This window comes from Paraburkholderia sp. GAS41 (assembly GCF_050436545.1).
In the GTDB taxonomy this organism is placed as follows: domain Bacteria; phylum Pseudomonadota; class Gammaproteobacteria; order Burkholderiales; family Burkholderiaceae; genus Paraburkholderia.
Window position 1 is genome coordinate 38,467 of record NZ_JBNDMK010000025.1, and the last position, 18,943, is coordinate 57,409.

The window sequence follows — 18,943 nt, forward strand, 5'->3', positions numbered from 1 at the left end:
TGCTGAACAACTGAGCCCTGCTACCGCAACTTACGCAACTGCGTCCACGATCTGGTTGAGCGTGGCGCTCGGGCGCATGGCTTTGCTCGTCAGCACGACATCCGGACGATAGTAACCGCCGATTGCCACTGGCTTGCCTTGCGCTGCAGCCAGTTCTTCGATGATCTTCGCTTCGTTGTCGGCCATGGCCTTGGCCACACCGGCGAACTGCGCCTGCAATGCAGCGTCATCGGTTTGCGCGGCCAGCGCTTCGGCCCAGTACATCGCCAGGTAGAAGTGGCTGCCGCGATTGTCGATGCCGCCAATCTTGCGTGCCGGCGACTTGTCGTTGTCGAGGAACTTGCCGGTTGCCTGATCCAGCGTCTTGGCCAGCACTTGCGCCTTCGGGTTGTGATACGTGTTGCTCAGGTGTTCGAGCGAAGCGGCCAGCGCGAGGAATTCACCCAGCGAATCCCAACGCAGGAAGCCCTCTTCCACCAGTTGCTGGACGTGCTTCGGTGCCGAACCGCCTGCACCCGTTTCGAACAGGCCACCGCCTTCCATCAACGGAACGATCGACAGCATCTTCGCGCTCGTGCCCAGTTCCATGATCGGGAACAGGTCGGTCAGGTAGTCCCGCAGCACGTTGCCGGTCACCGAAATCGTGTCCTTGCCGGCACGAATGCGTTCGATCGAGAACTTCGTCGCCTCGACCGGCGTCATCACGCGGATATCCAGACCGTTCGTGTCGTGGTCCTTCAGGTACTGCTCGACCTTCTTGATGATCTGCGCATCGTGCGCACGCGCTGCGTCCAGCCAGAACACGGCCGGCGTGCCGGTTGCGCGGGCGCGGTTCACGGCCAGCTTGACCCAGTCCTGCACCGGCGCGTCCTTGGTCTGGCACATGCGCCAGATGTCGCCCTGCTCGACGTTCTGCTCGAGCAGCACGTTGCCGGCTTCATCCGTCACGCGCACCACGCCGTTCGCCTTGATCTGGAACGTCTTGTCGTGTGAACCGTATTCTTCCGCGGCTTGCGCCATCAGGCCGACGTTAGGCACGCTGCCCATCGTGACCGGATCGTACGCGCCGTGCTGCTTGCAGTCTTCAATCACCGCCTGGTAGACGCCGGCATAGCAACGATCCGGAATCACCGCCTTGGCGTCGTGCAGCGCGCCATCGGCGCCCCACATCTTGCCGGACTCGCGGATCATCGCGGGCATCGATGCGTCGACGATCACATCGCTCGGCACGTGCAGGCTCGTGATGCCCTTGTCCGAGTTGACCATCGCCAGATGCGGGCGCTGTTCGTATTGGGCCTTGATGTCCGCTTCGATCGCCGCGCGCGTTTGCTCCGGCAGATCCTTCAGGCGTGCGTACAGATCGCCGATGCCGTTGTTCGGATTGAAGCCGACCTTCGCCAGCGCATCCGCATGCTTCGTCAGCACGTCCTTGTAGAACACCGAGACCACGATACCAAAGATGATCGGGTCCGAGACCTTCATCATGGTGGCCTTCAGGTGCACCGAGAACAGCACGTTGTTGGCCTTCGCATCGGCGATCTGCGCTTCGATGAAGCTGCTCAGCGCCTTCTTGCTCAGCACCGACGCGTCGATGATTTCACCGGCCTTCACCGCGGTCTTTTCTTTCAGAACCGTCTTGCTGCCGTCGGCAGCCGTCAGTTCGATCTTCACGTTGCCGGCTGCGCCGATCAACGCGGATTTTTCGCTGCCGTAGAAATCGCCGCCGCTCATATGCGCCACGTGCGACTTCGAATCTGCCTTCCACGCACCCATTTTGTGCGGATGCTTGCGTGCGTAGTTCTTGACCGACAACGGCGCGCGGCGATCCGAATTGCCTTCGCGCAGCACCGGGTTCACTGCGCTGCCCTTGATCTTGTCGTAGCGTGCCTTGACGTCTTTTTCTTCGTCAGTCGTGGCGACGTCCGGATAGGACGGCAGCTTGTAGCCCTGATCGCGCAGTTCGGCAATCGCGGCCTTCAGTTGCGGCACCGATGCGCTGATGTTCGGCAGTTTGATGATGTTCGCTTCCGGACGCGTGGTCAGCCCACCGAGTTCGGCAAGATCGTCAGACCCTTTTTGCTCCGCAGTCAGATAATCGGGGAACGCGGCGATGATGCGGCCGGCCAGCGAGATGTCGCGCGTTTCGACGGCGACGTCCGATGAGCGCGTGAAAGCCTTCACAATCGGGAGCAGCGAGTAGGTCGCCAGAGCCGGCGCTTCGTCGGTAAGGGTGTAGATGATCTTCGGCGTTGTAGACATATCTGATGCGTTGCTTGATGAAATGAAAGACAGAGCGTGGGTCGCGCTGAGCCAACCTTTTAGGCCGCGACCGTGAGTATAGGCGTGTTTACCAGAATACGCCTCCAGACCTTGACATAACGGCCGGGATTCGGGTGAGGTCGGGCATGCCGATCCGGCGCGTTTCTGGCCGCCGAATTGGCTACGCGTGGGGACGAAAACCACCGTGTGGTGCGGCTTTCGGCGGAACTGGCGGGCCAGGAGTCTACGCGCCCGGCAGTCCCGACTTCACTCCGCGCGCTGGATCAGTCCTGGGCAGACGTTTCCAGCAAGCCGCGTTTTTTCAGCATCGGCTCGACCGACGGCGCACGCCCACGGAACGTTTCGAACGCCGTGGCCGGATCGATGGAATTGCCTACGCTGTAGATCCACTTCAGCAAGCGCTCGGCGGTGGCGCGGTCGAACGGATCGCCGGCCTCCTTGAAGGTGGCGTAGCCATCCGCCTCCAGCACCTCGGCCCACATATAGACGTAGTAACCCGCCGCGTAGCTGTCGCCCGAGAACAGATGCTGGAAATGCGCCAGATAGTGACGCATGCCGATGTCGTCAGGGACGCCGAGCCGCGCAGTCTGCTCCGCCTCGAACTGCGCGATATCGACCGGTACGCCGTCGCTGCGCGCATGCAAGGCCATATCGATCAGCGCCGGACCTACATACTGCACGGTCGTAAAGGCCTGATTGAAGCGGCTCGCCGCCTGCAGCCGCTCGAGCAATTCGGCCGGAAGCGGCTCGCCGGTTTCGGCGTGGCGCGCATGACGCAACAGCACCTCACGCTCCTGTGCCCAGTTCTCGAACAACTGCGAGGGCAGCTCCACGAAGTCGGCGAGCACATTGGTGCCTGCCAGCCGTTCATAACGCACGTTCGACATCAGGCCGTGCAGCCCATGGCCGAACTCATGAAACAGCGTGCGGATGTCTTCGAAGCTCAGGAGCGTCGGCGAGCCCTTTGCGAAGTTGTTGTTGTTCAGCACGAGCGGCAGCGTGCCGCCGTTGCGTCCCGACTGCGAGCGCAAGATGCTCATCCACGCACCACTGCGCTTGGTCTGCCGCGCGAAGTTGTCGCCGATGAACACGCCGATCAATTTTCCTTCGGAGTCCGTGACTTCCCACAGACGCGCATCAGGATGATAGAGCGCAACGCCTTGACGTTCCTTGAACCGCACACCGAAGAGCCGCGAAGCGCAATCGAACATTGCGGCCTGCATGGCGTCGAGCGAGAAATACGGCTTGACCTGTGCATCGTCGATGGCAAAGCTCTTCTGCCGTACCTTCTCCGACAGATAACGCCAGTCCCATGCCGCGATGGGCGTCGGCTGGCCGAGTTCGGCGGCCAGCGCATTCAGGCGCTCGCGGTCATGTTGCGCCTTCTCGATGGCCGGTTTCCAGGCGCGCTGCAGCAGTTCATCGACCGCCGCCACGGAAGGTGCCATGCGATCGGCCAGCTTGTAGTCGGCGTAGGTCGCGTAGCCCAGCAAGGCCGCCTGCTCCTGGCGCAGCGCCACGCTGCGTGCCGCCAGCGGCCGGTTGTCATGCTCTCCGGCATGGCCGCCGCGTGCGCGGCGCGCGCGCCAGACCTGTTCGCGCAGATCGCGCCGCTCGGAAAACGTCAGGAACGGCTCCGCCAGCGACGGCGACAGCGTAATCACGTAGCTGCCTTCCGCTAACCCACGTTCACGCGCTGCCTGCAACGCCGCATCCAGAACGAACGACGGCAGTCCGGCACGCTCGTCAGGCGTCGCGAGCGTCAAGGCGAACGACGACTCATCGGCGAGCACGTTCTGCGCGAACTGCGTGGCGAGCGTAGCCAGCTCCTCGACAATCACGGCGAAGCGCGCTTTGTCGTGCTTCGCGAGCGTGGCACCGGCGCGCTCGAAGTCCAGATGAAAGCGTTCCAGCAAACGCAGTTGCTCCGTCGACAAGCCGAGACGCTCGCGCGTTTCGTAGAGCGCGTGCAGTCGCGCGAACAAGCCTTCGTTCTGGTAGATCGCGCTCGAATGCGCCGCAAGACGCGGCGACAGTTCGCGCTCGATCGCCTGCAACGCGGGCGAGGTTTCGCTCGATGACAGGTTGCTGAACACGAGGTCAAGACGACTCAGCAACTGGCCGGCCGCATCGAGCGCCGCGACGCAATTGTCGAAGCTTGGCGCTTCCGTGACCGCGGCGATGGCTTCGATCTCGCGCTTATGCTCGCGCATCGCGACTTCGAAGGCCGGGGAAAAATGCTCGGGGAGAATACGATCGAACGGCGGTAAGCCGTAAGGTGTTTGCCATTCCTCGAGTAGAGGATTAGCTTCGTGCGAGAGGGACATGGATGGTTTCCTTAACGCGGGGTGCCCATTTTAGTCCTCCCCGATACGCGTATGCACAAATCTCATAGAGGTCGGGTTCAGCGCGCCTGCTGAATGACCAGGCGCACTGCCTCGTGCAAAAACGCCTCGCTGCCTACGGTGTCTTACGATGCCCTTATGGCGTCTTACGGTGCAGCGTGAGTCGGCGCGACATCCGGATAGTGGTAGTCGCGGTATTCCGCCCCTTCCCTTACGCATTGAAAACCCGCCGACTCGTAGAGAAACTGCGCCGGGTTGCCATGGAACACGCTCAACGTCAGTTTCGCAAAGCCTCGTGCACGTGCATCCGCGATGTACTGGTCGAGTAGCACGCGGCCCAGGCCACGTTGACGCAGTTCGTTGACCACGAAAATCGAGGCGAGGCAGGCCGCGCCGTCGATCACTTCCCAGAAGCAATAGCCCGCCGGCACACCGTCGTGCTCGACGATGAACATGCGCTCGAGCGCACCGGTCCACTGCCGTAGATGCGCATGCATTGCATCCTTCCAGCGCGCTTCGTGCTCCGGCTCGATGCTCTGGATGTAGTTGAGTTCGCCTTTGTAGACCATCGGCAGATCGGTCGGCTGCGCCTTTCTAACTGTATGCTTCAGATTCAAGCCACACTCCTTTGACGGAAGACCACGTTCCCGCCTGGCTTGCGCGGACGGCGCATTCTATAGGCGATCCTCACCGCGCGTTCGCGCGATCAAAATTCCCGGGCTCTGGAACTCGCTCGCCGCGCGCTGGTTGCGCGTGCAACCAGGTGCGGCGAGCGATCACGCGGCGCCCCATCGTGCCCCAAGACAAAACACCCGAACGAACGCTCGCCCACGCAGGGCAACTTTACTTCTGAACGATCGCTGGCAAGCCGTTGACCCACGCCTTGCGACCCATCTTGAGAGACGTTTTCTTTTTTGCCAAACGTTTGCGCGTTGCATATCAAGTTCTCCCGCTGGTCTGCCGAAAACGCGTTCATAGCGTCGACGACACTTAAGGGAGCCTTTTTTGTGAAGCAGCTATGGTTTTACGCGGCCCTCCTCGTGTTGGCCGGATGCGCCCAGATGCCGGCGGTCACCGCCACGCAACCGCCAAAGCCGTTAGCCACCAACGAGATCATGAGCTTCACGATCCCGCCGGATGCGCTCGGCGCACGCGATCCGCAACTGACCGCCGTGCTGGGTAAGGTCGGCGCGCTTGCTGCAACCCAAAAACAGCCCACGACGATTCTGGTGACCGCGCTCGGGCAGGATTTCCCGTACCTCAACCAGGCCATCTGGAGAGGCGTGCCGGCGCAACATGCCGTGAAGTTGAGCCTCGATAACCTGACTGTCGGTGCGAACCAGCCGTACAGCGTATCGATCAAGCCAACGCAATGAGGACGCCGAGTTTATGTATCGCCTAACCCTACTCGCAACGAGCCTGCTGCTGGCGACGTCCGCGTTGGCGGGCCAGCCGGGCAGCGCGGCGCAAGCTGGCGGCACCCTGACCGTGGCGGCCGTCGCTCCTGCGCCGGCGGCGGCCGACAAGGTCTATCCGCCGTTGCCGACCCTTGCCATGCTGCCGCCGGCAACCGATGACGACGACGAACCGCCGGTGAAGCCCTCGGTGAAGAAAAAGAAGATGCGCGCGCCGAGCCAGAAATGGACGCCGCCGACCGCCCGGCTCGTCGTATCGGATGAATCGCACGCGTACCTCGGCGACATCGAAAAGCAACTCGATCTCGCCCTCGCGAAGTAACGGCAGCACGATGGCTATTGCCCGCATCAGCCGTCATTTCGAATGACCTGCCAAGCGCCCACGCTACATCGGGCTTCATGACTCATCGCCAGCACGCGGAGGCTCACGCCGTGTCGACCGAAAACATCCTTCCAGTGACGGCTGTACGTCGCCACGCCAGCCTCGCCAGCCGTGCCGTCCGGCATGGGTACGCGGCCCTCGCCCTCGCGCTTTTCTGCGGCGCCGCGCATGCCGACGATTGCTTCAATCAGGCCGCCGCCTATCAGGGCGTCAATCCTTCTGTGCTGCGCGCGGTGGCATGGTTCGAATCGAAGGGCGATGCGAGCGCCATCAACCGGAATGCGAATGGCTCGATCGATGTCGGCCAGTTGCAGATCAACTCCATCCATTTCGGCGATCTGGCCCGTCAGGGCGTGCCGCATCGCGCCCTCACCGATCCCTGCGTGAACGTGTACGTGGCGGCATGGCTTCTCAAGCAGAAAATGGTGAAATACGGCAACACGTGGCGCGCGATCGGCGCGTACCACTCGGAATCGCCAAGATTGCGCGACGCCTATGCGCACAGCATCCAGAAGATCCTCGTGATGTGGGGCGAATTGCAACTCGCGCAGAAAGAGGAATAGCCGACGGCCCGGTGGATGCGTCTGGCCTGTATCTGTCACATGATTGAAGGCGGTGGAACGCGGATTGCTAGCTATTCTGCACCCCCACTTCTGTTATGGAGGTCATTGTGACAAGCGCAACCCACGACGCTGACCCGGCCTTGAATCGGCCCCCTGATGAACCCATGCCACCGGTTTCAGTACCGATTGGCGATGCCATTCCCACGCCTGTCGAACCCGGTCTCGATCAACCCCTGCCCGAAAAGCCCGCGGATGAAGCGGAACAACAGAAACCCTGAAGCTCTGAACGGAAATCACCGTGGTGCAAGGCAGGTGCAGGGCTGAACGCGAACCGTAGGGTTGTCGTTCGCGCTTCACTTCGCTTACATCAATGGGGGCTTAGGACCCGCCTTCAATGATGAGGCGCCGGCTCATGTGACGAATCGGCGACGGGCGCGGCGGACGGCGCCCTCGCCAGTTGCGCCTCGTGCATCGCCAGTGCAACGATTCGTTTTGCCTCCGCGCTGCCCGAATCGATCACCAATGCGTTCCCGGCCTGCTGCCAGGCACAAGTCCAGCGCCCCATGTATTCGCAGCCGCGCGCCACGTCGAGCGCTGCGTCGCGTTGCTGATGGCGCGCGCTCAGGTCCTCGCGCATGCTGAGTGCATCGCGATTGTTCGGTTGCACGACGAGGACCGCAGCCACCCGAGATTCCGCTGCGGACAGGTTATTTCTTTGCAACATTGCGTGGGCGATCTGCAGATTTCTCGCGACATCCGTCCGCGCCATATCCTGGTTTTCCATGAGAGCCCGCGTGGCTTCGGGCACGGGCGCGATTGCGGGACGAGGCGCGGCCGCAAGATTTGCGACGGGCTTGGGAGCGGGCGCGACCGCGACTTGCGCGACTCGCGCGGCTGGTGTGGCTGGTGTTTGCGCGACCGGATGCTGCACGAGCGTGCCCGACGCAATCGGGGGATGGGTGGCGGCGACCTGAGCCGCGGAGCTTCGCGGCGCGATCGCCGGCCTAGCTGAATTCTGGGCGGTGGCAGCCGGAGTGGGAGTTGGAGTTGGAACAACGGTCTTCGGTGTGCTGACCGCAGGCACAGCCTGTTTCGTCATCAACGGCGCCGACCTCGAGGGATTCACCGCGACAGGACCCGCGATCCTCGGCGTCGGAACAGGAACAGGAACCGCAGCCTGCGGCGGAGCCGGAACCGCGGCAACCTGCCCCGCCTGTTGACCAGTGACCGAACCGAATACCGCTTTTGGGACGACGTGGCGCACCTCGTTACCGCGCCGCAAGACCAGGTACCCCGCGACAGCAAGCGCCAGCAACACCAGCAGCAGCGCCACCACAACCGGCATCCGCCGAGACCGACTCGGCACGTTCCACGGATCGTATTTCGCGTAAAAGCGGTCGTCCTCGCCACCCGCCGGCGTGTTCCATGCAGCGGGGGCGGCGAGTTGCGGTGCAATCAGGGAAGGCGACGGGGGAAAGCAGGCTTTCCCCGACACGGAAGATGGTGGAAACCAGCTGAGCGGGTCAAGCGTGTCTGCCCGGCTGGCCTGATGGGTCTGGTTGGCACCGCAAGAAGGACAGAACAGCAGACGCGCAGCTAAGGTCGAGCCGCAGTGCCGGCACTGTATTGAATCGGACTGATCGGAAGTGATATCGCTAAGCATTGGCCGAACCGCCACTTACGTTGCGAGATTAGATAGCGGGTTAAGCGCAATATGACGTGCCTGAATACAAAGATCAATCGGCGAATTCGGCCAATTGGCTGATGAGAGATATTCCCGCGCGTTAATCGTTAATTGCAGTGCAATAACGCAAGATGAACTACCGGCTCCATCGCCCCTCCCGAATCGCGCTGGACGACACCGACAAAGTCCCTGCCGATGGCGCAAATGTTGCGAGACAGCGCCGCCAATTCAGCGCACACTGAGTGGAGGCTCGGACATTTCGCCGGGCACACATGCAAAAGGGAGTTCTGTCATGGCAAAAGGTCAAATGCGCAGCAATCGCGAAGTAAAGAAACCGAAGCAGGACAAAAAGTCCGCTCCGGCCACTTCTCCCTCGGGTTCGCCGCCCATCCGAGTGGCGCCTTCTTCATCGAGCACCACCAAAAAGCATTGAGCCAAGGTCGCCAAAGACCTAGGCGAATCGGTGTTTGATTCGGTAACGCGTGTGGCTGATATGTCAGCCGCACGCAATCCACAGCATTCTCTTCGTTCATTCGCTCTTAACGGCACCGCCCAGCACTGAGTGCATCTCCCATCGGGCGAGCAGGTTCTCCGCTTTCCAGCCGTGCAATCGCCGCCGCCGAAATGATCTGGCCGGTGTTGGTGGCGCTACGTTGCCGCGCACGCGGGCGATAGATCGCGCTACCCGCCGCGTACGGTTCTCCACTCGACGAACACACACCCTTGCGGCGCGCTATGCGTAGCGTCCACGTCTGCTCGCCATACCGGCCTGATGTTGCATCGGCCCACGAAACCACGATGCACGTGAGAGAAAGTCGCTCCAGTATTTCGACGCAAACGGAGTTTCGTACGGAGTCCCGATGTTTTTCATCTGACACCCTTGGTGACTGACAGGCTTCGGCATGCCCGCTGCCCAGAAGCGATGACATCGGCGCAAGAGATGCCAGCATCTGCTGCCACCGTCGATAGTCCGCACTGCCGCGCGTGACTCGCACGTCCATGGTCTGGTCTCCTCATTGCGGGCTAGTGCTACAAATTTTCGCGGATCATGGCGAACACATCGGCGGACTGCCCCTGCAACATGGCCTTGGCCGAATACAGGACCATCCCGTATGCGGAACCCCACTCGATCTTCGGCGGCATCACGAGTGTCATGGGGTCCACCTTGACGTTCAGCAGCGCGGGGCCGGGTTGCTTTAACCATGCGACGATGGCATCTTCGAGCTCATCGGATTTCGACACCGTACGCCCCCACAAGCCGATTACCTCGGCAACCTTGCCGAAGTCCGGGTTTTGCAGACTTGTATAAAGCGGAAGCATGCCTTCGGACTTCTGCTCGATGTCGATGAAGCCAAGCTTGCCGTTGTCGAACACAACGATCTTGATGGGCAGTTTTTCCTGCACGGCCGTCATGAGTTCGCCGAACAGCATGGCGATGCCGCCATCGCCAGACATGGAAATCACCTGCCGTCCTAGCTGGCATTTCTGCAGTCCCAGCGACATGGGCAACGCCGCCGCCATCGTGCCGTGTAGCAGGCTGGAAAATACGCGGCGCTGTCCGTTTGTCTGGATGTGCCGATAAAGCCAGACCGTGGGCGTCCCATCGTCGGCGCAGAAGATGGCATCGCGGGCGGCGTGCCGGTTGATCAGCTCGGTCAGATAGATGGGAGGAATCGTGCCGCGATCGGACGCAACGGCTTTGGAGCGGTGGCTTTCCAGCGCGTCGGCATGGCGTGCGACGAGCTTGTCGCGGAACTCGCTTGACGTGCGCGGCTTGAGAAGTGGCAGCAACGCCTCCATGGTGGATTTGATATCGCCAACCAGCCCCAGCATGACCGGATGCCGGCGGCCGAGATGGTCGGCTGCGAGGTCGATCTGAACGATCCTGGCTTTCTCCGGGTAGAACTGTCGCCACGCGAAGTCAGCGCCTAGCAGCAGCAAGGTCTCGCATTCAGATACCGCCAGATACCCTGCTTCGCCGCCGATAATGCCCGTCATGCCGACGTTGTAGGGATTGTCGTGCTCGAGGACGTCCTTGGCGCGCGACGTGTGGGCAATCGGCGCCTTGAGCCGCTCGGCTACCGCGAGGATCTCGGCGTGGGCGCCACGACATCCCGAACCGCCGTAGATGGCGATCTTCTCGCCGGAATTGAGAATTTCGGCGACGCGGTCGAGGTCTGCGTCATTCGGTCGGACCATCGGTACATTCGTATGGACCGAATACGGAACGTCATCGCGGGCACTGGCGTGAGCAATGTCGACGGGAACAATCAGCACCGCGACGCCGCCCTGTGCAATCGCGGTCTGGCAGGCAATCACCGTCTTGCGCCGCGCCTGTTCGGCGTAATGATCATGTCGCAAAACACGCTGCACGATCCGTAGATCGCCTTGAAGTCGACCTCTTGCGGGAAATTGAAGCCGATTTCCTCGCTCGCCACCTGGGTTGCGATCAGGATCACCGGCACCCGGTTGCGGTTGGCATCCACGAGTCCGTTGATGAAGTGAAGACTGCCGGGTCCGCAGCTTCCTGCCACGGCCGTCAGGTTGCCGGTCAACATGGCTTCGCCTTCGGCGGCGAATGCTCCCGCTTCCTCATGGCGCACATGGACCCACTCGATGTCGCTCTCGTTGAGGTGATGAGCGATGAGATTCAGCGTGTCGCCGACGATCCCGTAGCAATGCTTGACGCCCGCCGCCGCGAGTGTCTCCACAATAATCTCGGCAACTTTCTTGCTCATGACCGCGCTCCTGAAGGGGGTCCATGCATGAAGTGATCGACCACTGTGGTGAGCTGCGGGCCGGGACGCTAACGCTGCCGGTCGCGCTCATCCCATGGCTGAACGATTTTTCATTTTGCATGGCCCCCGGGTGATGAGATATCACCCCGATGGGGGATCGGCGCCAGGTTGGCCAGGCCATGCACGCATCGGATAGACAGCCGCCCCACGCCCACTGGACGGCCTTTGCATGTTGGCGGGAGGTCGCGTTTCAGCTATGCGAGGTGCTTGAAGGACAGCGCGATACGCGACGCGATTGTCGCTGTCTGGTTAGACTTCGCCCGATCAAAGACGGACTCGGGGAAGCCGTGAATCACCGCTCGACTCTGAGAAGCACGCGTGGTAGCGCTTCTAAAGTGCAACAGTCTTTCCTGCGGAAACCTCGGCAGGAAAGCAATAAATACAATCGGCCGCTTCCGTTGGCGTTACGCTATCACGCGTGGAACGGTCGCAATCGTGCCCAGGACAGCGCACTCGCTGGTTACGATCAGTCTTTAATCGGCATACCCGCCACCAGCGCGATACCGTTGGCGACCTGTTCGCCGACCGCGTTTGAAACATCGCTGATCGATCGATATCCGGTGACAGGCCAATACAGCCACGTATCCTCCTTGACTGCGAAACTGGCGCCCCCGACGCTGACCGTTCCTTCAAGCCACTCCGCACCGTCGAAGAAGTTGAACAGGATGCGGGCAGTTTCGGATCTCGACCTCACACCTGTAATGTGAATCGTCACCGGAACGCCGTTCGGATCGATGCGAAGTCCCAAATGAGCGGCGCGCATGGCGAATGCGGACATCATCGCGTCACGAACCCAAGGCGTAACCAGGAACCCATTGGTATCGATTTTCGGGTTTTGAATGCCATTCGCTATAGATTGCCTCGCCTCGGTGCTGACCGAACGATTTTCAGCGACATTCGGAACGGTCGCCAGACATCCGGTAAGGAGCGACGATGCTAATAACAAAGGAAGCGCCCATGATTTTATTATCATCGCAGTCCTGTTTTCCGGCGATCCTGGATTGAATCGCCCAATGGTAGAGAACTGGTTTAACGGCGATCCATGCGTTTTCTTTAGACACCGATTCGTGTGCTGGCCCTCACGACGAGCGCAGTAATGTGTCTCAGCGAACCGCAAGCGTCCCCCAACAAACCTTCTACCGACGAACCGCCGCGATCAATAACCGTTTTCGTTGATCCACCGAATCGCCCACGCTTCGCCCCGGCTCGCCGCCTCGCCTTGTGTGGCGTAGTGTCCGAGGTCGGAGAAAAGATAGTTTTCGCCCTGGGTCTCGCCTTCGCCCGCTTCGCGCTGAACCCACGCACTAGCCGAAAAACCGTCGGCGAGCGTATCCGGCGTCATATCGACGATCCAGTCCCGATGTACCGATGTCAATTTGATCAAGTGTGCTCCAGACTCACTGTGTGATTGCCGCGCTGTCAATAGAACGACGCTTCGCCAGCCGGCCGGGTTTTAAAGCGCTTATGGACCCAGTAATACTGTTCAGGCATCTGGCGGATCTGCTCTTCCAGATAAGCGTTCATCCTGCGCGCGTCGATCTCGTCATTGCCGCTTGGATAATCCTGCCAAGGCTTGAATACCTTCAACCGATAACCGCGATAATTCGGCAGCACCTCGCCAATAAACGGCAGCACTTGCGCCTGACCGGTTTTAGCAAGCCGCCCGACTGAAGTCAGCGTACAAGTCTGAATGCCGAAGAAGGGCACGAAAGTTGAATTGCGAAGTCCGTAATCCATATCCGCGCCGAGCATCACCGGCTTTTTATCGCGAAGCCATCGCAGCACGATGCGGGCGCTGTCGGCGCGGCTGGCCATTTCGGAACCGAAGCGGCCACGCTGGGTCCGGGCAACTGCATCCAGAGTCTTGTTGGACATGGGCTGATACAACGCGCCGCAGGTCCTGCCCAGCGCGTAATTGATGAATACCGAGCCCGCTTCGATGCCGACAAAATGTGCCCCAAGCAGCACCGTGGGAGGCATGTTCGGGTCCGTCAAATCGACTTCGCTGTCGACGATCACTAGTTTCTTCAGCTTTTCCGCCGAGCCGAACCATTGGACGCTGCGCTCGACATAGCTGCGGATGACGTGACGGAAATGCAATTGCGCCACGCTTCCGACGCGCTCGGCATTCCAGTCGGGAAAGCAGAGCCGCAGATTCACATGGACGATGCGCTTACGCCGGCTAGGCAATTGATAGAGCAGCCAGCCAAGACCGTCGCCGAAACGGGCCGTGATGCCATAGGGAAGAATTGCGAGGAATTTCAGCAATGCCAGAGCGGCCGCAACGCCGATGCGGCCTAGCAACAGGCCCCCTGAAAGAGGTGCTTTTTATTTGGGGCGGGGGCTGGAGAAAGTGGGGACAAGTGTTGCGCACCTTGGTTGTGTGGTACCGGATGGTACGGTGCTTTGGATGACTTGGCACTTAGCGCAAACATCAATAGAGGAGTTGCAGGCGGTCCGTTGGAAGCGATGTTGCAATGTTGGGCTCACCTCTCCGGGCGCACCCACTGGCGCATACCGACTCTGACCGCAGGTTCGGAGCTGCCGACAACGGCCATTCAGCAACTGTAACAGTAACTGTGAGGCGACTTCAATTCCGTTGAACTTCGAATGCTTTACGGGCGTTAAACCACGCCTGACAGACGCGTTTCGCCCGAAGCTACCGAGCAACCCTTTGCGCAGCAATCACGATGAAACGCTGCGCCAGGCAGGGATTCCAGCCCGTCGAATGATCTTCACAGACAAGACGACGGGCAGTCCCACGCACACAGAATCCAGAAAGCACCGCCCTTCCGCCAATCAGTGCCCTACCAGACCGCCCGTCACTGAGCCGACATATAGAACGCCTGGTTCCGCTGCGGCGTCACGCCGACCACAGTGAGCAAACCGTTCACGACCGTCGCTTCGACGGACATCGCCTCGTTGTTCAGAGCGCACGAAGCGCCCGTGAAGTTCAGCGTACCGTCGAGCAGATGCTTACCTGTCGAGCGCGGTTTGAAGCTGCCGGTATACGAACACCCGCCCTGCGTGCCACTTGCCGTTCCGTCAGCAGCGATGGTGAGCGTCGAGGTCGGCGCGACGCCCGTGGCGCTGTTCCACGTTCGCGCGACGTCGCTGATTGCGATTGCCGTGTCGTACGTCGCGTTGTAGTTGCCGTTGAAGGCCGTGGCTGCCGTATCCGGGCTGAGGAACAGGCTGGTCGTCGCGCTGAGCGCAGACTTGGTGGTGAAGCTGCCGGACATCGTTCCGGCGCGAATTTCGCCCGCGGAGTCGAAACCAACCGTCGCCGGATCGGTGAACTGACCGTTGATCGACGTCATGATGCCCTCGATCATCCACGAGAATGAGCCGTTCTGCGTGTAGATGCTGAAATACTGTCCGGTCTCGAGGACGATGGTTTGCGCTGCGAACGATTGCGCCGAATTCGCCGAGCCGTACCAGAATCCCTCCGGCAATGCGTTTGAGGGGTTGGCGACACACGACTTGGTTAGAGAGCCGAGGTCGGTCGTGCAGGTCTGGCCCCCGCCACCGCAGGCGGCGAGTACGGGCAAGGTCAGCAGGATGAGCTTTGAGAGCAGTTTCATGAGAGCGTGTTTTCGTTTTTTTGGTCTTCAGAGTGAGCACAGCTCACCGTTCTTTTACGGCGACCCGACAACCAGATAACGGAACATTGCCGGAAAACTTTAGCCTCGAAAAACGAGGCTCGACTCCGCCGGAGCAAACCGCCCCATGTCGAGCGGTCTTCCAGCGATTAATGCGTCCGAAGACCGCCCCTGGCCCGGTCGTGCGGAGGACCTGATGCCCATGGAGAGCCTTATTCAAAGCCAAGGTTGTGTCGGTACTCGCTCCCCATGTTGTCGTCCGTGACGGGCAGTTTGTCCGCGGTTCTCGGAGGATCTGCACGCAGGATTCGATAGGGTGACCAGGTCCGGACCGCTGCTGGAACCGTCAGACCGGTCTTGAATGACATCAAATATTCGAGGCGCTGGCGTCCGGCGGCGCTGGTCAGATCGAGTACTGTCCGGCCATCGATCTTGTAGGACACGAGCGTATTGCGCCAGTTATCGAAGTCCCACGCCAGTGGTTCAAGCGACACGCTCATATGATTCGTAAAACGCGCGCCGTACGGAAAGCTTAGGCAAGCGGTTCGCTGGACGCGCTCGGAATCCGTCGATCCGCCGAGCGCCCAGCCCACATGTCGCCATTTAGCCTTACGCGAGAGCGGCAATGACGCCGAAAGCAGGGCCGCGCAGGTAAGTCCGGCAACCGTCAAAAGGATGGCGATGTTGACGAGACTCAGGTGGTCCATCAACACGAAGCCTGTAACGATGCCACCCGTTGCCGACCCCACGATATTCAGAAAATACAGACGCGCAGTCCGCGTACCTGCACGACTGTCCGGGGCCACACCGAAATGGGCGAGCGATGGCAGCAACGCTCCCCAGTATCGGGCGAGCAGGTACACCATGGTCAACGCGATAGCCTCGATCGCTGGCCCTAACCGTGCGAGGTGCGCGAGCACCGGGAGAAACAGCAGGCCGATAAGGTTGGCCTTGATCACGCTGACGGTGATGCGCTTGAACCCTTGCTCGCCTGCGGCCAAAAACCAGTCAACAGCGTTCCGGGAGCCCGACGCAAGCCCGATCAGAAAAGCGCCCAAGGTCAGGGAGAACGCGAGCGCAGAGCCTCCTTGACTGTAGAAGATGGTTCGGACGAAGAAAATCTCGTAGGACAGCGAGATGAATCCACCGCCAAATGCCAGGGCTGCCTACGTTTCCCGACCGATTAACCAGATGCTCGACCAGGATTGGCAGCGTAGCGCCCATCAGGAGCGTTGGCACCGCTACAAGCGCCAGAGTGACGAGCGCGGTTACGGGAAGCGGCATACCGAGCGCGACGGATCCAACTTTATCGAATATGTCGAGCGAGACGACGCCGAAGGTTCCGGTCAGCAATTCGATCAGGGCAAGCAGAGGCAAGAGCGGAATGCCGCGACGCTTCGACAGCCAGCCACCAGCGAGGCTACCGAGCCAAGGCCGAGCATGAAGGCCGTCACTACGATCGTGACAGATTCGATGTTGACACCGAAAATGCGAAACAGAGCGCGCTGCCAGACAAGTTGATAGATGAGTGCGGGGAAACCCGAGAAGAAGAACAGTACACACAGGATGCGCGTTCCCTGTAGGAATGAGTCGTCACGGTGAACGGGTTGTGTAAGACCCGCGCTGGCATTTAAACCCATGCGCGCCTCCGATGATGCCCCTGACTTCATACCTCTCCCTGTTGTATTGAATTCGCGTCGCGCGCGCGTTTGTTACCGCTTTTCATCAAGGGTAGCGTCACAGGGCCACACTTTCGATCGTTGGAACGGCAGCGGTCCGCGCAGTTCGGCGGCGGTAAAACATTTGCAGGATCTGGATAGTCAAGGCAGCGAGGACCACTCCTCCAAACACATCGGCCAGATAATGCCCTCCTTGGGTCGGCGTAGAAATGATCATCGCCAGATTGAGAGCACCAGCAAAACCGAACACCCAGGGAATGCGCCGAAGCGAGTACGTGAATAGAACAGCCAGCGCAGTATGAAAGGACGGCATGGAGACGAGACCTTGCGAATGAGTCAGGTCGATGCTCCGCAATGTTCCATTGCGCAATGGCGCGAAATCCGACACGGTCGCCATCAGGTTTGGATCACCAACATTGAAATGGACAAAAGCGCTTGTGGCCGGGAAAGGCGTTGACGAGACAAGAAGCAACACGCTCGCAATGACCAGGAGAAAGAAAAAATCGGGTAAAGCTTCGCGTCTTCCGGATAGCCCGAGAACGAAGGGGACAGCGAGCAGTTGCCAGCGCCCACTCGCATAGGCAAGCGCCAGGATTCGCTGAACATGAGGATGAGATTGCACAAAGTGATACGCGGCAACCCAATTGAAGCCCACTGCGAGATCGAAGCGAATCAAACTGCCTTCCACGAGCGGCGTGTTGATTGACACGCAAAGGTAAGACAGGACGCAGATCGACGACACAAAGCATACGAGCAACGCGCACCAGGCGGCAACATCGGATGTTTCTGCATAACGAAATCTTACTGTTACCGACTCATAGCGCGGGATCGCCCGCAGCATTCGCAATAGTAAAGAGGTACTAACCAATATCCCAGCCACTTTGCCGGCAACAACGAGGCCACCCATTTGCACGCTGTAACCGGCGAGGCGCAGCCAGATCGTGTCGACAAGAATAACTGCGACGACGATTAACCATCCGCATAGATAGCGCGTCCTCATGGAGGATCGCGGCTGTAGGAAGCGCACATCGAGTTTCTTGCATTGCGGCATACTGTCAACCCCGGGAAAATCCGGCTTATTGATTTTATTTGCTCTGACTGCCGAACGATAAGATACGGGGCCGGCATACAATCTGTAACGGCGCAAACGGCACAAACTTTAGGGCTTCTCCACCGAAGCGCCGAGTCACCGCTTGCGGCGGCCCAGATTCGGTGGTGCTTCGATGCGGTTACCAGGTGCAGCTAAAGAAAATGCGCTGGCAGCCGTTAAGACATCAAGAGACCAAACTTATTCGAAAATAGCATCGGACGGTAATAAATACCTCGAAGGTATAGATTTCCAAGCACTAGCCAAGTGCGCCAGACGACAGCCGTTCCCAACATCGACATGCATCGTCAAGGCGACTCAACGTGAAAGCAGAAATCCTCGCACCAACAGGCGCACCTGATAACACGGGCAGTATCGATGGCCTGACGCCTGTCCCACCTGCGCCCGCCCCCTTGCGGCTGACCCGCAAACAACTTGAAATTGAAATTGCCTTGCGTTTTTTCAGCGTGACGGCCCTTTCCCTCTTTCTCGCTTCCGCGCTCATCCAGTTCAAGAAGAACCCTGCGCGGATTACGTTGTTACTTCTGGCAGCCACTGCGTTGCTGGACATCGGCCTGATCGTGTCTACCCGCATTGCGCGTCAGCGCGACTGGGCTCCGCTCAGCATCGCGATGACATTGATCGGGACGTTCTACTATCTCGCCTTTCGAATCGAACCCGGCATCCACCTCATCCCGGAGGCGGTAGCCGTCGGATTGCAATGCACCGGCATCCTCATCCAGATTGGCGCAAAACTCACGCTGCGACGCTCATTCGGATTTCTGCCCGCGAATCGCGGCGTGGTTGTGGGCGGCCCCTATCGCATCGTGCGCCACCCGATCTATTTCGGTTATGTCATCCGGGACCTCGGATTCCTGCTTCCGAACTTCGGGATTCAAAATGCCGCAGTGCTTGCGGTACACCTGTGCGTGCAAATTTGTCGAATCCTTCGGGAAGAGCGCGTGCTGTCGAAGGATAGTAGCTACCGGGAATACATGAGCCGTGTGCGGTATCGGTTGCTCGTCGGCGTATTTTAAATGTCTGCGAGACGCGCCTTGTTCTCAACGCACTGGCGGTCCAACATGAATCTTGCCCGCGGGCGAGCGGT

The 18,943-nt window shown here is 60.0% G+C and carries 18 protein-coding genes; 5 read left to right on the plus strand and 13 right to left on the minus strand.

Annotated elements, in window-relative coordinates:
• Positions 1-30: 30 nt before the first annotated feature.
• The 3 genes from P3T43_RS27825 to P3T43_RS27835 all read right to left on the minus strand — a co-directional run bounded on the left by P3T43_RS27825 (position 31) and on the right by P3T43_RS27835 (position 5,242).
• Positions 31-2,259 (minus strand): NADP-dependent isocitrate dehydrogenase, encoded by a 2,229-nt coding sequence (locus P3T43_RS27825; protein ID WP_429284221.1) that lies wholly within the window; start codon positions 2,257-2,259, stop codon positions 31-33.
• Positions 2,260-2,543: 284 nt separating this feature from the next.
• Positions 2,544-4,607, minus strand: a complete 2,064-nt coding sequence (locus tag P3T43_RS27830; protein WP_429284222.1) for a M3 family metallopeptidase — start codon at positions 4,605-4,607, stop codon at positions 2,544-2,546.
• Positions 4,608-4,771: 164 nt separating this feature from the next.
• The gene (locus P3T43_RS27835; RefSeq protein ID WP_429284223.1) at positions 4,772-5,242 is read right to left on the minus strand and encodes an N-acetyltransferase family protein; all 471 of its coding nucleotides are present in this window, start codon (positions 5,240-5,242) and stop codon (positions 4,772-4,774) included.
• Positions 5,243-5,686: 444 nt separating this feature from the next.
• Here P3T43_RS27835 and P3T43_RS27840 point away from each other — a divergent pair, with 444 nt between their 5' ends.
• The 3 genes from P3T43_RS27840 (at position 5,687) to P3T43_RS27850 (ending at position 6,985) form a co-directional block, all read left to right on the plus strand.
• A complete protein-coding gene (locus tag P3T43_RS27840; RefSeq protein ID WP_429284297.1) occupies positions 5,687-6,001 on the plus strand; it encodes a hypothetical protein in 315 nt (104 codons plus the stop codon).
• Between the two features lie 13 nt (positions 6,002-6,014).
• The gene (locus P3T43_RS27845; protein WP_429284224.1) at positions 6,015-6,362 is read left to right on the plus strand and encodes a hypothetical protein; all 348 of its coding nucleotides are present in this window, start codon (positions 6,015-6,017) and stop codon (positions 6,360-6,362) included.
• A 134-nt stretch (positions 6,363-6,496) separates the two neighbouring features.
• The gene (locus P3T43_RS27850; protein ID WP_429284298.1) at positions 6,497-6,985 is read left to right on the plus strand and encodes a lytic transglycosylase domain-containing protein; all 489 of its coding nucleotides are present in this window, start codon (positions 6,497-6,499) and stop codon (positions 6,983-6,985) included.
• A 391-nt stretch (positions 6,986-7,376) separates the two neighbouring features.
• Here the strand turns inward: P3T43_RS27850 and P3T43_RS27855 are convergent, their stop codons facing one another.
• From P3T43_RS27855 to P3T43_RS27895, 9 genes are all read right to left on the minus strand, one after another.
• On the minus strand, positions 7,377-8,480 hold the full coding sequence (locus P3T43_RS27855; protein ID WP_429284225.1) for a hypothetical protein: 1,104 nt from the start codon (positions 8,478-8,480) through the stop codon (positions 7,377-7,379).
• 728 nt (positions 8,481-9,208) lie between these two features.
• A complete protein-coding gene (locus P3T43_RS27860; protein WP_429284226.1) occupies positions 9,209-9,670 on the minus strand; it encodes a DUF3331 domain-containing protein in 462 nt (153 codons plus the stop codon).
• Positions 9,671-9,698: 28 nt separating this feature from the next.
• Entirely contained in the window at positions 9,699-11,030 is a 1,332-nt protein-coding gene (locus P3T43_RS27865; protein WP_429284227.1) for a thiamine pyrophosphate-dependent enzyme, read from the minus strand.
• Positions 10,985-11,407 (minus strand): thiamine pyrophosphate-binding protein, encoded by a 423-nt coding sequence (locus P3T43_RS27870; RefSeq protein WP_429284228.1) that lies wholly within the window; start codon positions 11,405-11,407, stop codon positions 10,985-10,987. Before P3T43_RS27870 ends, P3T43_RS27865 begins: the two co-directional genes overlap by 46 nt.
• 526 nt (positions 11,408-11,933) lie before the next feature.
• Positions 11,934-12,440 (minus strand): hypothetical protein, encoded by a 507-nt coding sequence (locus P3T43_RS27875; protein WP_429284229.1) that lies wholly within the window; start codon positions 12,438-12,440, stop codon positions 11,934-11,936.
• Positions 12,441-12,623: 183 nt separating this feature from the next.
• Positions 12,624-12,851, minus strand: coding sequence for a hypothetical protein (locus P3T43_RS27880; protein ID WP_429284230.1), 228 nt, complete (start codon positions 12,849-12,851; stop codon positions 12,624-12,626).
• A gap of 35 nt (positions 12,852-12,886) precedes the next feature.
• Positions 12,887-13,771, minus strand: a complete 885-nt coding sequence (locus P3T43_RS27885; RefSeq protein ID WP_429284231.1) for a lipid A biosynthesis lauroyl acyltransferase — start codon at positions 13,769-13,771, stop codon at positions 12,887-12,889.
• 518 nt (positions 13,772-14,289) lie between these two features.
• Entirely contained in the window at positions 14,290-15,051 is a 762-nt protein-coding gene (locus P3T43_RS27890) for a hypothetical protein (protein WP_429284232.1), read from the minus strand.
• 230 nt (positions 15,052-15,281) lie between these two features.
• Positions 15,282-16,070: a hypothetical protein gene (locus P3T43_RS27895; RefSeq protein WP_429284233.1), complete on the minus strand. Its 789-nt coding sequence runs from the start codon at positions 16,068-16,070 to the stop codon at positions 15,282-15,284.
• A gap of 136 nt (positions 16,071-16,206) precedes the next feature.
• Between P3T43_RS27895 and P3T43_RS27900 the strand changes: the two genes are divergently transcribed.
• A complete protein-coding gene (locus P3T43_RS27900; protein ID WP_429284234.1) occupies positions 16,207-16,590 on the plus strand; it encodes a hypothetical protein in 384 nt (127 codons plus the stop codon).
• 216 nt (positions 16,591-16,806) lie between these two features.
• On the opposite strand, the gene P3T43_RS27905 is transcribed toward P3T43_RS27900, so the two are convergent.
• Positions 16,807-17,748, minus strand: coding sequence for a phosphatase PAP2 family protein (locus P3T43_RS27905; protein ID WP_429284235.1), 942 nt, complete (start codon positions 17,746-17,748; stop codon positions 16,807-16,809).
• Between the two features lie 410 nt (positions 17,749-18,158).
• Between P3T43_RS27905 and P3T43_RS27910 the strand changes: the two genes are divergently transcribed.
• Positions 18,159-18,872 carry a methyltransferase family protein gene (locus P3T43_RS27910; RefSeq protein ID WP_429284236.1) on the plus strand — a complete coding sequence of 238 codons (714 nt, stop codon included), beginning with the start codon at positions 18,159-18,161 and terminating at the stop codon, positions 18,870-18,872.
• Positions 18,873-18,943 lie beyond the last annotated feature (71 nt).

Coding starts and splice junctions, on each gene's coding strand:
- P3T43_RS27825 (WP_429284221.1), bottom strand. CDS start 2,259: ATGTCTACAACGCCGAAGATCATCTACACCCTTACCGACGAAGCGCCG.
- P3T43_RS27830 (WP_429284222.1), bottom strand. CDS start 4,607: ATGTCCCTCTCGCACGAAGCTAATCCTCTACTCGAGGAATGGCAAACA.
- P3T43_RS27840 (WP_429284297.1), top strand. CDS start 5,687: ATGCCGGCGGTCACCGCCACGCAACCGCCAAAGCCGTTAGCCACCAAC.
- P3T43_RS27845 (WP_429284224.1), top strand. CDS start 6,015: ATGTATCGCCTAACCCTACTCGCAACGAGCCTGCTGCTGGCGACGTCC.
- P3T43_RS27860 (WP_429284226.1), bottom strand. CDS start 9,670: ATGGACGTGCGAGTCACGCGCGGCAGTGCGGACTATCGACGGTGGCAG.
- P3T43_RS27870 (WP_429284228.1), bottom strand. CDS start 11,407: ATGAGCAAGAAAGTTGCCGAGATTATTGTGGAGACACTCGCGGCGGCG.
- P3T43_RS27875 (WP_429284229.1), bottom strand. CDS start 12,440: ATGATAATAAAATCATGGGCGCTTCCTTTGTTATTAGCATCGTCGCTC.
- P3T43_RS27890 (WP_429284232.1), bottom strand. CDS start 15,051: ATGAAACTGCTCTCAAAGCTCATCCTGCTGACCTTGCCCGTACTCGCC.
- P3T43_RS27900 (WP_429284234.1), top strand. CDS start 16,207: ATGAATCCACCGCCAAATGCCAGGGCTGCCTACGTTTCCCGACCGATT.
- P3T43_RS27905 (WP_429284235.1), bottom strand. CDS start 17,748: ATGAGGACGCGCTATCTATGCGGATGGTTAATCGTCGTCGCAGTTATT.